11 protein-coding genes are annotated in these 13,639 nt (G+C 67.5%); 5 read left to right on the top strand and 6 right to left on the bottom strand.

Features of this window, described 5'->3' with window-relative positions:
- Positions 1 to 630 precede the first annotated feature (630 nt).
- Positions 631 to 4,278: a type IV secretory system conjugative DNA transfer family protein gene (locus NL115_RS08585; protein ID WP_254832768.1), complete on the top strand. Its 3,648-nt coding sequence runs from the start codon at positions 631 to 633 to the stop codon at positions 4,276 to 4,278.
- Positions 4,279 to 4,715: 437 nt separating this feature from the next.
- Here the strand turns inward: NL115_RS08585 and NL115_RS08580 are convergent, their stop codons facing one another.
- Together NL115_RS08580 and NL115_RS08575 are read right to left on the bottom strand one after the other, a co-directional pair.
- Complete coding sequence (locus NL115_RS08580; RefSeq protein WP_254832767.1) at positions 4,716 to 5,603, bottom strand: CPBP family intramembrane glutamic endopeptidase; 888 nt, start codon at positions 5,601 to 5,603, stop codon at positions 4,716 to 4,718.
- Positions 5,604 to 5,626: 23 nt separating this feature from the next.
- A complete protein-coding gene (locus NL115_RS08575) occupies positions 5,627 to 6,025 on the bottom strand; it encodes a DUF5518 domain-containing protein (protein WP_254832766.1) in 399 nt (132 codons plus the stop codon).
- 102 nt (positions 6,026 to 6,127) lie between these two features.
- On the opposite strand from NL115_RS08575, the gene NL115_RS08570 reads away from it, so the two are divergent.
- From NL115_RS08570 to NL115_RS08555, 4 genes are read left to right on the top strand one after another with little or no spacing between them, the layout of a single operon-like run.
- Positions 6,128 to 6,865 carry a sensor domain-containing protein gene (locus NL115_RS08570; RefSeq protein WP_254832765.1) on the top strand — a complete coding sequence of 246 codons (738 nt, stop codon included), beginning with the start codon at positions 6,128 to 6,130 and terminating at the stop codon, positions 6,863 to 6,865.
- A 6-nt stretch (positions 6,866 to 6,871) separates the two neighbouring features.
- On the top strand, positions 6,872 to 7,768 hold the full coding sequence (locus NL115_RS08565) for a CPBP family intramembrane glutamic endopeptidase (protein WP_254832764.1): 897 nt from the start codon (positions 6,872 to 6,874) through the stop codon (positions 7,766 to 7,768).
- Between the two features lie 4 nt (positions 7,769 to 7,772).
- Positions 7,773 to 8,639 (top strand): CPBP family intramembrane glutamic endopeptidase, encoded by an 867-nt coding sequence (locus tag NL115_RS08560; RefSeq protein WP_254832763.1) that lies wholly within the window; start codon positions 7,773 to 7,775, stop codon positions 8,637 to 8,639.
- Positions 8,640 to 9,515, top strand: coding sequence for a CPBP family intramembrane glutamic endopeptidase (locus NL115_RS08555; protein WP_254832762.1), 876 nt, complete (start codon positions 8,640 to 8,642; stop codon positions 9,513 to 9,515).
- 317 nt (positions 9,516 to 9,832) lie between these two features.
- On the opposite strand, the gene NL115_RS08550 is transcribed toward NL115_RS08555, so the two are convergent.
- The 4 genes from NL115_RS08550 to NL115_RS08535 form a co-directional block, all read right to left on the bottom strand.
- Positions 9,833 to 10,147 (bottom strand): SHOCT domain-containing protein, encoded by a 315-nt coding sequence (locus NL115_RS08550; RefSeq protein ID WP_254832761.1) that lies wholly within the window; start codon positions 10,145 to 10,147, stop codon positions 9,833 to 9,835.
- 358 nt (positions 10,148 to 10,505) lie between these two features.
- Positions 10,506 to 11,339 (bottom strand): ABC transporter permease, encoded by an 834-nt coding sequence (locus NL115_RS08545; protein ID WP_254832760.1) that lies wholly within the window; start codon positions 11,337 to 11,339, stop codon positions 10,506 to 10,508.
- Positions 11,336 to 12,280, bottom strand: coding sequence for an ABC transporter ATP-binding protein (locus tag NL115_RS08540; RefSeq protein ID WP_254832759.1), 945 nt, complete (start codon positions 12,278 to 12,280; stop codon positions 11,336 to 11,338). The genes NL115_RS08545 and NL115_RS08540 overlap by 4 nt, the downstream gene beginning before the upstream one ends.
- Before the next feature lie 294 nt (positions 12,281 to 12,574).
- Positions 12,575 to 13,465, bottom strand: coding sequence for a CPBP family intramembrane glutamic endopeptidase (locus NL115_RS08535; RefSeq protein WP_254832758.1), 891 nt, complete (start codon positions 13,463 to 13,465; stop codon positions 12,575 to 12,577).
- Positions 13,466 to 13,639: the final 174 nt, after the last annotated feature.

Below are 13,639 nucleotides of genomic sequence, written 5' to 3'. Positions count from 1 at the left end.
AGATGGAGAGGAAGTATCGAGATCGGAGAAACCCCGTACGGGTCGGGTCTGTAGCCGTGTGCCGGGACCAGAGTAACCGCCATCCTCTTAGTCTACGTATGATTCGAAACGAGGCGAGCCCGGCGATTCTGCCAGTGACGCCCGCTCCGTGGCGATCCGGTTCCGCGGCCACGCGACCACTGCGTTCCGAATCGAGGGATTTCGCGGGTGAAACACCGTCTCTCGACTCTGTAGTCGTGCACCGGGCCCGACCCACCGTCGCGAACGCTGGCGCCCCGTCAAGTAGTCTCCCATCACCCTGCTGAGCGCGGTCGCCTCGCCCGACTCGGCGCCCCGCTACGGCCGCCGTCCCGCCGAGCGCCGTGCCATCCACGCCGCCCCAGCCTGACTCCCTCCACGCTACTGGGGGTCCGCGTTCGAACAGCAGGCCACCTGTCCCACGCTACAGCGATAGACCACAGACGCGTGTGCGGAGCGCACCCCGGTCTGTAGAACCGTTCGACCACGCGGGCAACACCTGCCCGAGTTACGGCACACGCTCCCCGATCGATCCCACTACATTTTTTTGGCGCGGCTGAGCCCGAAACTTCCAGATGGGGGCCCAGTATACCACCTGCTCCCACACCAAGCATGGCGACAGAGCGCGATCCCGCTTCAGCGACGACCGACGATGACGCACAGCCCTACCTCCGTATCCAGCCCAGTGAGGCCCACCTCGACCCCGAACGCGTCAGCCACGCGCTCGGGCAGCTCCACCGGCGCGATGATGGCGGCCTGCGGGCCGACACACCGCCAACCTACGAGTTCTGTTTCGTCGCGACCGGGCAGACGGGCCCGACGGGCGACCGACGCCTCGACTGGTACGCCGGCGTCGAGAACGGCGACCGGGCGGCCCTCAAGCGGACGCTGCGCCAGGCCCTGCCCGACTCGTTCGAGCTCACCGGCGCCGACCTCCAGCATCACACGGTCCTCGACCAGCCGGCCGGCCTGGGTGCGCCCGACAACACGCTCGCAGCCGTGGAGTACCGGGGTGTCGGCGAGCGCCCGGGCGACTGGCAACTCCCCCTACCAGCCCTCGAGACGTTCGACAGCGAGGACGGAGCCGGCAGCTGGCCGCTGGCGACTGCCCTCAATAGCCTCGCCACCCACGACGCGGGGGCCATCCTGCAACTGCTCGTCCGGCCGAAAGCCGACTGGGGCGGCGAGCATCACGACCGGACGACCCAGCTCGAGGAGGGGAGGGACACGCTATGGGGGAAGATCTCCAGCGAGCTGTTCCCGGAGCCCGGCGAGCACCGTGACGACGGGGACACCGCGCACAGGGGAGGGACCACACCTCGCCGACGGCGCCCGCCGGGCCAGCAACCCAGCGCGGGGCGGGATCCGGCGCCACAGATCACCGACCCGGACTTGTCGAGGGACAATCGACGCCGGCTCGAACAGCTCGCGACCGTCGACCCCACCGCGACGTTCACGGTCAACGCCCGCGCCATCACGGTCGCGACCGAGTCCGACGCGGCCGCGGCCACGGCCCGGGCCCTCGACGACGCATTCGCCACCCTGCGCAGCGACCACTACCGGGTCGACACGACCGTCCACGCCCCGGGCAGCGACGCCGCGTGCCGGGTCCGGGATGACCTGTTCGCCCGCACAGTGTACACGGAGCCGCAACCGACCCGCCAGAAACTGCCGCTGACGGCCAACGCCAGCCGCGCCCTCGTCATGGACGCGGCCGCACTAGGGGCATGCTGCTGTACGGACGGCCCCGGACTCGGACCGGCCGCCCGGCGCGCCCTCGACCCGACCCCAGCCGAGCGCACGGGCCTCGAACTCCCGCCCCGAAGCGTCCTCAACGACTACCTCGACACGCCGGGCATGCGAGTCGGCCACCCGAAGACCGCCGACCGAACCACACTCGACGCCGCATTCACCCTCCCGCCGGCTGTCCAGCCGCTGCACACCGCGCTGTTCGGCACGACCGGCGCCGGCAAGACCGCGCTTGGCCAGGGGATGCATCTCGCCAACCACGCGGCGACCGACGGCGCCACCATCTACATCGACTCGAAGGGCGACGGCGGGCCCGAGGACTACGCTCGGACCCACTTCGCGGAGTACGACACCCTCGATGACATCCACTACTTCGACTGCGCGGAGTACCTGCCCGTCCTCCCCTTCCTCTCCATCGAGCCGCTACTGGACGCGGGCATCGCCCGCGAACGCGCCGTCCGGATGGTCACGGATGCGTACGTCGAGACGCTCGCCGCCGCGATGGGCGAGGAGAAGTTCTACAGCGCCGAGGCCGCCGTCGAGGCGATCGAGCACATCGTCACGGCACAGTTCGACCCCGTCCACGGCGCCGACAGCGTCTCCCAGCACGACGTGCTCGAGGCGGCCACGCGGTTCCACGAGACGGGCAATCCGCCGCCGGTCTCGGACGGCACCCTCCACCAGAAGCTCGCGAGTATCAGTGCCAACGCCCCCAACACGTTCGACACGATCATGAGCGCGGCCACGCGCCGCATCGGGACGGCGACCAACGACGCCCGGCTCGCGCCGCTGTTCACCGCCCAACCCGACGACGAGGGCGTCGGCGCGTTCGACCTCCGCGAGCACCTCGACGAGGACTGCGTCATCGTCTTCGACATGAGCGGCTACGGCGACCGGGCCCGCCGCCTGCTGGCCGTCGCCATCCTCGGGCAACTCTGGCGGGCGCTCGAACGGCGCGCCGAAGCGACGCCCAGCAACGGTGACCCACCGCTGGTCAACTGCTACATCGAGGAGGCCGCGGACATCGCGACGACCGGCATCCTCGATACGCTCCTCTCGCAGGGGCGGGCGTTCGGGCTCGCGGTCACGCTCGCGATGCAGTTCCCCGAGCAGGTCCGGGAGCACCACCCGCGCGTCTACGCGGAGTTGCTCAACGACGTCGGCACCATCATCACGGGCAGCGTCGGCGTCGACCGGCGCCTGGCCGAGCGGCTGGCCACCCGCGACCGCGATGCCGATGCGGTGGCCGCCCGGCTGCGGGACCTGGAGCGGGGCGAGTGGCTCGTCCGGCCGGCGGCGCCGTTCGCCGACGCGAAACCACAGCCGTTCGTCCTGGCATCGGCGCCGTTGCCGGCCGGCCATCCGGATGGTGACGAGCCGCTCACGGGCACGCAGGCGACGCTGTTCGAGTCGCAGCTGGCGGTGACCAGAGAGCGCACCCGGGCGGCCCACGGCGTCGATATCGGGCGCCCGGCCGCTGGCGACCCCGACCCAGAGGAGCCCGACACCGCCGAGCAGGCGGCGAGCGATGCGCTCGCCGCGGCCACGTCGCCGATTCCGAACTCGAATCGGTTCCCCGACCCCGTCACGTATCTGGACGAGCCGCCGTACCCGTTGGTCTGCACCGAGTGCGAGAACCGGTATGCGGCGACCAGCCAGGGGATGCGTCGGGCCATCGAGTGCCACCACTCGCTGGCCGACGTGGACCGGGAGTCGATTCCCATCTGTGCGCTCGACCTGCAGCTGACGACCGGCGAGCGCGCGGCCAGCGACTATTCCGACGCGCAGCTCAGGTTCCTCGCGGCGGTCTACATGGCCCACCAGCAGCGGTTCGACCCCGACCTGGAGTACGACATCGTCTGGGACTCGATGACCGAACTGCAGGCGTACGTCGGCATCGAGACGAGCGCCGTCGACGACCTCGTCGACGACGGACTGTTGCGGGAGGACTGCCGCCGGCCGCACAAGCTGCTGACCGTGACGCCCGAGGGGCGCGAGGTAATCGGTGTCGGCCACCGGGAGGGCGTCGCCCACGGCGACGGCAAGGGCGATCTCTCGGAGTCGAGTCTCCACGTCGGGATGGTCGAGGTCGGCGCCCGACTGCTCGACCAGGAGTTCGTCGGCCCCGACGCGCCCGGGGCCGAGGTGCGGCGCTATCACGAGGTCGAGGAGGGCCGGCTGGATGCGGCGGTGCTGGACGATGACGGTGGGGTGGTGGCCGCGCTCGAGGCCGAGCGCATCAACAACGACCGCGCCGAGGCGATTCCGTCCGACTTCGACACGATCGCGGCCTGCGACCCCATCGAGTCCTGGTGGATCGTCAAGACGCGGGCGGATGGGCACGCGGTGCTGACGGCGTTGCACGATGCCCCCGATGGCGAGCCACGCGTCGAGACGACCTACAGCGAGAACATGGCGCCACGGGAGTACAAACTCGACACGCCGGGGCTGACCGAGGTGCTCACGTTCGAGTACGCGCGGGGGGAGTTGGAGTCGGAGCGAGCGGGGTGAGGAATCTAAAGAAGCGTGGCGTTGTTGACTCCCTTAGAAACTGACACGGATGCCGTGCGGACTATAGAGGGTGAGTTCAGCAGCACCTTCGCTACCTTCTTACCAGTTGTCAGTACGGCGGTGACCGATACAGAGGATGGATTCAGCAGCCGATTACGCTCTCTTCACCGGGAATATATCGGAGTCTCGATGTCGGCAATCTTCTTCGTCACCTCTGTCGTCGGAGGGCGCTCGTAGTGGGTGTTGTCTGAGACTGGCGGACCCAGTCCGCCGAGCAGGGACAGAAGGGTGCCGGCAGGGCCCACCAGGTCAGGTTGGAGCTACCGCAAGGCCCGCGCCAGCCAAGAACACGTGTCCGCGGTGGCAGCGTATGCCCGCGGTATCAGCGTACTGTTGGGTGCCGGCGCGCGAACGTCGAGACTCGGGCCGTGAGCTAATCACCCAGCGACCGGTGGTCGGAAATCGCTGGTCCGACGGTCGTGTGCCCACCGGTAGTACCCCCAGACCCCGATGATGACAGGGCCAGCCACAGCGAGGAGCAGAAGGAACTGGATATCTGCCGACCCCTCGGTAGCGTACCGAACGTTAGCCACGATCGGCGCGAAGTTGTACGCACCGTGCAGCAGTCCGACGAGAACCACGTTCCGGGTCGTCTCGTAAAGAATACCGAAGACGAGCCCCGCCACGAGCAACAGAAGGATGTTCAAAGGGAGCTGCGGCACATCGAGTCCGGCGACCAGGAGTCGCTGGGGGACGTGCCAGAGGGCAAACAACACGGCGGCGGCGACGATTGCGAGAGCCTTCCTGAAGCGACCCTGTCCGCCGCAGACGAGTGCAATCAGTTTGTTTTGCAGGTAGGCTCGGGCGACGAGTTCCTCGGCGATACCGACGAAGATCCAGTTGATGAGGGCGTACACGATGATCAAGACAGGTGTCTGGTCCGTGTAGCTCCACGACAGCTGGCCCCCGGTGACGACTGCGACCAAGAGGAGCAGCACGTTCAGCACGATGATGATGCCGACGAACCAGACAGTCCCCGACCGAGCGTGCGGCCACGAGAGGCCGACATCCCGAGAGCGGATGCCTTCCAGACGGAGGACGACGTACCCGACACTCAGCATGATCGCTCCGGGAAACACATTGAGGACGACTCGCCACGGATCGGCCGACGACAACCCGAACACGTGCTGGAGTGTCGGCGTGACGTAGGCAGTCCAGCCGGCGAGGAAGATCGCCATGAACGCGATAAACACCCCGAGGAGGGAAAGTCCGCCCCGGAACATGAGGGGCTCGACGGAGTGTGAATCCAGGTCGGCGGTTCTCATGGAGAGCACCAGTTCTGACGTCCCTATCGCTCCCCTGGAGCTCCCGATTCACGGCTCGTCGACTGTGCGTTTGAGTAGAGATACGCGCCCACGTAGCCCCCAGCCGCGCTCAATCCGATGATCCAGCCGAACAGTAACGGGAACATGACCAACAGGATGATGGCGAGTTCCACGCCTCCGGGGGCCCCCAGTGCTGACGGCTGGAGGAGGAAGAGCCCGAATCCGAGACCGAGCACGAGGAGTATCGGAACGACCGCAATCCCGCCCGAGATGGCTCCGGTCTTCACACCGCGCTTCGGAGGCACCTGCTGTAGGTAGCCCGCAATCACCCCACCGAGCAGTGCCGAGAAGCCCGTGAACGAGAAGACGATCGTTACCACCGCGCCGATGGCTGCGTTCTTGAGTTCGGTTCGTCCGACCATGCTAGACAGTCACACTGCAGCGAAATAGATTGCACTCCCCGTTCCAGCAGGCTGAGAATGGTCCTCGGAGCTAACGTATTTCGAATTATATATCCAGCCGTGATGGCCTCGAATCCCGCCTCCAGCCAGTCTTCGGGAGCGGCTGAGTCCACGCTCTCTATGGCCCTTCGGCGAAGCCTCGGTGCTCCGCTGCGGGTACAGACGTACAAGAACCTCCTGTATCTCGCCCTCGCATTCCCGCTCGGACTCGTGTACTTCGTCGGTCTCGTCGTCGGTGTGGCGCTCGGCGTCGGGCTACTCATCACGTGGATCGGGCTGCCGATTCTCCTCGTGACGCTCTTTGCTGCGACCGCTGTCGCTGGGTTCGAAGCTGCTCTGGCCAGATACTTCGGCGGCGTGAACGCCACGGTACCGACGTTCCTCACAGAGTTCGACATCTCCAGCGGACTCGTCTTCCCGGGCAACGGGTTCGTCGATGCTGTCAAGCGACTCGTAACGACTCGGACAACCTGGACGAGTGTCATCCTCGTGCTCGCGAAGTTCGGGTTCGGACTGGTCTCGTTCGTCGCGCTCACCGTCAGTGGTGCCGTTACGGGTGCGTTCCTGACAGCCCCGTTCATCTACGACGATCCAGATGTGCTCCTCGGAATCGGTGGGGTTGTCGTCGACGGCGACTACACCGTCGGCCCATGGGTCATTGACACGTTCCCGGAGGCACTCGTGGCTTCCGTCGTCGGTGTCGTATTCCTGTTCGTTGCGCTCAGCCTCCTGAACAGTCTCGCCCGATTCCACGCGCGTTACACCGCCAAGCTCCTCCGGGGAGACGACGAGGAGATGTGAGCTGCCATGAGTCGTATCCATTCGGTTCGCAAGCGGATCGAGGAGCACCCGGTCCTCGTGTTCTTCGTCGGTGCCTACGCGATCACCTGGGGAATCTGGTTTCCGGTACTGACTGCGATCGATCGAGGATGGATGGCGTACAACACGACCGCGATTCTCGTCCTCGTGGCCGGGAGCTTCGGGCCGCCCGTCTCGGCCGCCATCGTGACCTACCTGACGGGCGGAAGTCTGAAGGGATGGTTCTCGCAGGTGCTCCGGTGGCGCGTCGCGCCGCGCTGGTGGCTCGCCGCGTTCGGACTTCCGCTGGTTCTGTACGCGCTCATGGCAGGCGTCCACCTGCTTCTCGGTGGACGATTGAACTGGGGCGAGGTCAATCCGCTCGCGTCCATCCCCCTGGCGTATCTCAACATCTTCCTCTGGGGCGGGGGCAACGAGGAGTTGGGCTGGCGGGGGTTCGCGCTTCCCTACCTGCAGGAGCGATACAGCGCCCTCGTCTCGAGTCTCATCATCGGTGTCGTGTGGGCTGTCTGGCACGCACCCGCAGGTATCATCGAACGAGGTGTCACCGGCTGGGCGGTCGACCTGCCAATCTACGCCGTCATCGTCATCGGCATCTCGATCGTCGCGACGCTGCTGTACAATAGCACCGGCGGGAGCGTCCTGCTCACGATGGTGTTCCACGCGGGCGTGAACGCGGGGCAGGGGCTCTACCCCGTCGAGGGGATGTTCACGCCGACCGGCGAACTCGCCCGCTTCGTGGCATGGGCGGTCCTCGTCGGCGCGCTCCTGGTGGCGTTCGGCTGGCGGAGCCTCGCTCGTGGTGACGTCACCGGCGCCGCGCAGGCAGGGGCACGTCAGCTCTCGGATGGCGACGGATTGAGACGCCCACAGCCGACGGACTAACACCATGACCAGACGTTCAACCTCCCGATCCACCGACGGAGAATCGTCGATCGAGTTCGAGCGACGGTTGGGACCACCGGCGCTGTTGCTCGGTGTAACGGGACTGATCATCGTGGTCGTCCCGCTCGCGATCTATCCACACCTCGAGAGCCAGTTCGGCTTCTTCGTCGTCCTGTCGGCGACGTTCGCCGTCATCGCGGGCGTCGGCTGGGTCGCCCTCCGACTCGATGGGGTCACCGCGCGGGACGTCGGCCTCGGTCGGGAGCACGTCTTTCCGGGCATGCTCGCCGTCGTCGGGCTCTACGTGCTGCTCAACGTCGTCGGTGCCGGAACGGTGTTGGTTTCGGGCGAGGAAATCGGCATCGAACTCTCGGACGAGTACACGCCGGCCGGGATGTGGGCGGTCGCTGGGATCGCGTATCTCGCGTTCAACGGAATGGCCGAGGAGTTCGCGTTCCGTGGCTACCTCCAGAACAAGGCCATCGCGCTGTTCGATGCCAGCGACAGTCGAATCAGGAAGGCAGGGGCGATCCTCGTTGGCGTGATGCTGTTCGCTCTCATCCACATCCCCCAGCGGGTCCTGATCGGCGGCATCACGTCGCCGGTCGCCATCGCCCAGTCGTTACTTGGAATCGTCCTTCTGGGGCTCGTCCTCGGGGTGCTCTACGAGTACACGCGAAACGTCGTGTTCGTCGGCATCCTGCACGGGACGTTCAACTGGCAGCCGATCATCGTGGCAGGGGTCCCGGTCTCTGAGCTCGCGCTGGTCGTCGGGATTCCGGTCCTCGCCCTCACGGCATGGTACTACCGCCGGTGGGCGAGCGGGACGAACGCCCCAGATTTCTCCCCACAACGGCAGGAGGGTGCGTAGATGCTCGCTCGACACGCAACGACCCAGGACGACGTGCGGACGGCCCGACGGGGGCTCATCCTCTATCTCGGACTGGTCCTGCTCGGGTCGGTCCCGCTCCTGTCCCTGATCATCCGCGCCAGTACCCCTATCGGACAGCAACTCGAGTACGTGCTGGCACTTATGTGGGTGCCCGCGCTCGCCTCGGGAATCGCACGCGTCGCGAACGGCGAGGGGTTCGAGGATCTGTCGTTCCGGCTTCGGGAGCGCACGGTGGCCGTCCGAGTGCTCCTGGCGATCCTCTTCCCGGTCGTCGTTGGCGCCATCGCGTACGGCACAGCCTGGGGGCTCGGTCTCGTCGAGTTCTCGACTCCAGCAGGGGCGCCGAACCCGATATCGGCGTTCGCTGGCGAGTTACTCCTCGCCGCGACCGTCGGGGCGGTCGTCGGTGTCATCTCGGCAGCGGGGGAGGAGATCGGGTGGCGGGGATACATGAATTCGCGGCTGGTCGAGGCCGGGGTCCCGGCCCCAATCATCACGGGCGGGGTTCTGTGGGGCTGCTGGCACGTCCCCCTGATCCTGACTGGCCAATACGCTGCAGGACGATCACGGGCGCTCTCCGCGGCATCGTTCGTTGTCGTGGCGGTTTCGCTGACGGTGCTCTGGTCGGCGTGGACGTTGGAGACCGGGAGCATCTGGCCGGCGATACTGGGTCACTCCGCGTGGAACGCCGTCATCCAGGGGCCGTTCGACACGTTTTCGAGCGGGGCACTGGCAACCACGTGGGTCGGCGAGTCCGGAGTCCTCGTCGTCGTTGCGACGCTCATCGTCGCTCTGGTGCTCGTGTGGGACCGCGTTCCCGGTACCCTCGGCGTCGGGCAGACTCCCTCCGATTGACCCCTGGCACCCATTTAGCTCGGACGGGTTGGGTTACGACATCGTGGGAACTGGCCCGGTCCGATGGTTCGGATCCGACGAGACGAGATTCCGACCGACCACTACAGCGTCCTCCGAGACGACCGGCCGATTCGATGAGTGAGGAGCTCCGAAGCGGGATACAACCGGAATAGCACACCAAAGGCGGATTTTTCACCAATATATATATATATATTTTATCTTACTCTCTAGTTAGTGGAAATATCGACACCATATTTTCCGAGAATAGCGAACCGTTGCTCCCCCCAACGAGAACCTTCTCGGCGCGGCGTCCGAGATCAGGCAGTCTTCTCGGTGAGGATTCGCCGCCGCCGGTTGTACTCCTCCTCGTCGATCTCGCCGCGGGCGAACCGCTCCCGGAGCGTCGCGAGCGCGGGGTCGGTCGTTCGATCCTCGTCATACCGGTCGGCCGCCTCGACGAGCGGCACGAACAGAAACCGCACGAGGGCGAAGACGACGGCGGCCAGCAGCAGGGCGAAAACAATCATCGCCAAGATGCCGGCCCAGCCCGTCCATCCCACCCCCATCCAGCCGCCGTCCATCTGGCCGTAGTGTGGGCCCATCTGGAGCAGTGTGGTCGCTACGGTGTTCATGCCTGTATCGACGCCATCTTCGGCGATAAGTCGTGGCGCCGGTTCTCGCCCGGTGGGAACCCCGGCGGTCGGCCAGGGTGACCGCAGGCTCCGCCGTCGGGCCAACTCACGTTCCGGCTGTCTCGCCGGGGACCAGCGACGACCGGAGGGCCAGCAGCACGACGACGAGCAGGAGCGGGACGAGGAAGCCACCCACGACGGCCGGCACCCCGACTGAGACGAGGTAGTCGTTGAGACGGCGGCTGCCGATATCGATCTCGGAGCGAGTACCGACTGGGACGGTACTCGTGATTCCACTACGGTCGTGACGGGGGCAGCCGGCGAGGGCGATTCCCTCCGGGTGAGGGTCGCTCTGGCGTCAGAGGTCGGCCCGCTCGAACCAGCGGTAGCCCAGCGCGAGCGGGATAAGCGTCCAGAGCGCGAGCAGGCCGAGCAGGAACCAGCTCTCCAGATAGATCGGAAGCGAGCCGTCGACTCTGGCGGCCAGTCCCGGCACCGTGGGGTCGCCGGCCCCCAGCACCGCCATGACGAGGGCGTTGTACGCGCCCGGTGGGCTGAGCGCCTGCAGGCCGAGGAACCAGCCGGGGACCGTGCCGCTGGGGGTCGTCCCGTGGACGAGGAAGTGCAGCCCCTGCGGGAGGAGGTCCCAGAGGAGCACGAGGACGAGGTAGACCGCGATGGAGACGGTCATGGCGCGGGCGCGGGTCCCGGTCGCGGCCGAGATGCCGACCGCGATACCGACGAAGGTCACGCCGAGCATGACCGTCAGCAGCGTGATGCTGACGAAGGTCGAGACCGGGAGGGTCCCGTAGGCAGCCGCCGTAGCGACCCCGGCGACGGTGAACCCGAGCACCAGTCCGAGGCCGACCACGCCGCCGCGGCCGAGGAACTTGCCCAGCACCACCTCGCCGCGCGACGGCGGCAGCCCGAGCAGCACCTTCACGCTCCCCGATTCGCGCTCGCCGGCGATGGCGAGGTACGCCGCGACGAGCGACATGATGGGGACGAGCATCGCGGCGAACTGGGCCGCCGCTCCGAGGCCCGTAAGCGGGTTCGGCTCGATGCCCGGGATGAACCGTGTCGCCAGCGTGATGGCTCCCGTCAGGACGCCGATGATGGCGACGATGCCCCACAGGATGCGTGCCCGGAAGGCGTCGGTGAACTCCTTGCGAGCGACGACGGTCCAGGTCATCGGGCCACCTCCTGCGGGGCCTCCTCGGGTGTCCCCCCAGTCCCGGTGTAGGCCGCGAACAGGTCCTCCAGCGAGGACTCGCTGGTCCGGATGTCGAGGATGGCGGCGTCGCCGGCCTGCAGCCGCTCGACGACGGCGATCTTCGTCTCCGGTTCGGCGCAGGTCGCCCGCACCGTCCGACCGTCGACCGTGACGGTCGTAACGCCCGCGATTCCCTCCAGCGAGAGATCCTCGGGCACCTCGCCGACCGTGAGTTCGATGGTCGAGCCCGTCCCGAGCGACTCCCGGAGTCCCTCGATGGTGTCGACGGCGACGAGCCGGCCCCGGTTGAGGATGCCGACACGGTCACAGACCGCCTCGACCTGACTGAGGATGTGACTGGAGAAGAAGACCGTCCCGCCGCGCTCGGCGTGTTCGCGGGCGATGGCGCGGACCTCGCGGACCCCGTTCGGGTCGAGGCCGCTGGAGGGCTCGTCCAGCACGAGCAGGTCCGGGTCGCCGACGAGCGCAATCCCCAGCGCGAGCCGCTGGGTCATCCCCTTCGAGTAGCCGCCGACACGGCGCTCGGCCGCCTCGCGCTCCAGTCCTACCCGGTCGAGAATCTCGTCGGGATCGTCTTCGACTCCCTTCAGATCGATGGCGAACTCCAGGTGTTTGCGCCCGGAGAGCCGGTCGTAGAGGCCGTAGCCGTCAGGGAGGATACCGACCCGGCGGTGAATCGCCTTCGTCTCCGCCTGGGCGTCGTACCCCAGAACGGTCGCGGTCCCGCTGGTCGGGCGGACGTAGTCCAGCAGCATGTCGATAGTCGTCGACTTGCCGGCCCCGTTCGGGCCGAGGAAGCCGAACACCTCGCCCTCCGCGACGGTCAGGTCGAGGCCGTCGACTGCGAGCACGGTCTCGCCGTAGCGCTTCGTCAGGTCGCTGGTCTCGATGGCTGTCATCGGCTCACCGTCCGTGCCGATCCGGAGGTGGCGACCACCTCGCTGCGTGTCGTGAATCGCGTCATCGGAGGATCACGGGTGCAGATCCGGTGCCACCGCTCTTAATCTCGGTACGTCGTTCTTGCGAATCGAGAACTGACCCGGGGGACTCTCGACGCGACCGGTCCGGGGTGTCACCGGCGCAGGTACTCGCGCGTGGCCGGCGCCACGGCCAGGCGTTCCGATTCGGGCGGTTCGGCCCGGGCGACCCGGGTCGGATGCCCCGGCACCCGTCTAGGCGTCCCCGGCACCCGTTCAGGCGTCCCCGGCCGTCTCCGGACGGGTAGCCTGTGGCCGGAAATCGTCCGGGCGGGCCGTTCGGGCCCACCGTCGGTAGTACCACACCGCCACCGCGAGCAGCGGCAGCACCAGCAGCGTGAGGTCGGTCACCGCCTCACCCTCGGGGCCCAGCAGCAGGACGGGGTTGTGGTTGAACGTCCCGTGGAGGACGCCGGCGAGGACGACGTTCCGCGTGAGTTCGTACACCGTCCCGAGGATGATCCCGTAGATGGCCCACACCGCGAGGACCGGCGCCATCTCGGTTGGCGAGAGCCCGCGGACCACGGTCAACTGCGGGATGTGCCACAGCGAGAACAGCGCCGAGGTGAGGAGGACCCCGCCGGCCGTGCGAGCCCGTGTCCCGCCGCCGACGTGGGCGATGACCTTGTTCTGGAGGTAGCCCCGGAACGCGAACTCCTCGGCGATGCCGACGAACACCCACATCATCACGGCGGTCGCGAGCCAGCCGGTCGCCGTCGCACCCACCGGGATGCCCAGCGAGAGCTGCTCGCCCCGGACCGCCAGGACGACCCACCCGAACACGTGCGCCCCGGCCCAGACGGCCGCTACCGTCAGGACGCCGGGGACGACCCGGCGCCACCCGAAGCCGATGGCATCGAGCGAGACACCCTCTCGGCGGAGCGCCAGCCACGCGACGACGGCGACGAGCGTGATGGCCGTCGTCGTGAAGAGGAGACTCGCCATCCCCGTCCGGGGGAGGAACCGCTCGGCCAGGAGGATCAGGGCCGGCGTCGCCAGGGCGGTCACGGCCAGGAACAGCAGCGCCGGCCGCCGGTCCTCGGTGAACGCGAGCGGTCGACCGGCGCCCCCGGCACCGGCCCCGCCAGTGTCGATAGCGCTGTCCATACGTAGCGGTCGCTCCGAATCGAGATGAAGCGGGCCGCTCGTTCCCGGGCGACGAGAAACCGTCGTGTCGCTGGTGGCGTCGCGGTCGCGTCACTCGTGGGACACGGTCGTGTCGCTCGCCGTGCTCGCGTCCCCCGTGCGTCGGGGACACGTCGCTCGGCCCGTCACGACCGA

The sequence above is a fragment of the Haloglomus salinum genome (genome assembly GCF_024298825.1).
GTDB classification, from domain to species: Archaea; Halobacteriota; Halobacteria; order Halobacteriales; family Haloarculaceae; genus Haloglomus; species Haloglomus salinum.
This window is presented reverse-complemented; position numbering and strand designations above follow the sequence as displayed.

Coding starts and splice junctions, on each gene's coding strand:
- NL115_RS08585 (WP_254832768.1), top strand. CDS start 631: ATGGCGACAGAGCGCGATCCCGCTTCAGCGACGACCGACGATGACGCA.
- NL115_RS08580 (WP_254832767.1), bottom strand. CDS start 5,603: ATGAGAACCGCCGACCTGGATTCACACTCCGTCGAGCCCCTCATGTTC.
- NL115_RS08575 (WP_254832766.1), bottom strand. CDS start 6,025: ATGGTCGGACGAACCGAACTCAAGAACGCAGCCATCGGCGCGGTGGTA.
- NL115_RS08570 (WP_254832765.1), top strand. CDS start 6,128: ATGGCCTCGAATCCCGCCTCCAGCCAGTCTTCGGGAGCGGCTGAGTCC.
- NL115_RS08565 (WP_254832764.1), top strand. CDS start 6,872: ATGAGTCGTATCCATTCGGTTCGCAAGCGGATCGAGGAGCACCCGGTC.
- NL115_RS08560 (WP_254832763.1), top strand. CDS start 7,773: ATGACCAGACGTTCAACCTCCCGATCCACCGACGGAGAATCGTCGATC.
- NL115_RS08555 (WP_254832762.1), top strand. CDS start 8,640: ATGCTCGCTCGACACGCAACGACCCAGGACGACGTGCGGACGGCCCGA.
- NL115_RS08550 (WP_254832761.1), bottom strand. CDS start 10,147: ATGAACACCGTAGCGACCACACTGCTCCAGATGGGCCCACACTACGGC.
- NL115_RS08545 (WP_254832760.1), bottom strand. CDS start 11,339: ATGACCTGGACCGTCGTCGCTCGCAAGGAGTTCACCGACGCCTTCCGG.
- NL115_RS08540 (WP_254832759.1), bottom strand. CDS start 12,280: ATGACAGCCATCGAGACCAGCGACCTGACGAAGCGCTACGGCGAGACC.
- NL115_RS08535 (WP_254832758.1), bottom strand. CDS start 13,465: ATGGACAGCGCTATCGACACTGGCGGGGCCGGTGCCGGGGGCGCCGGT.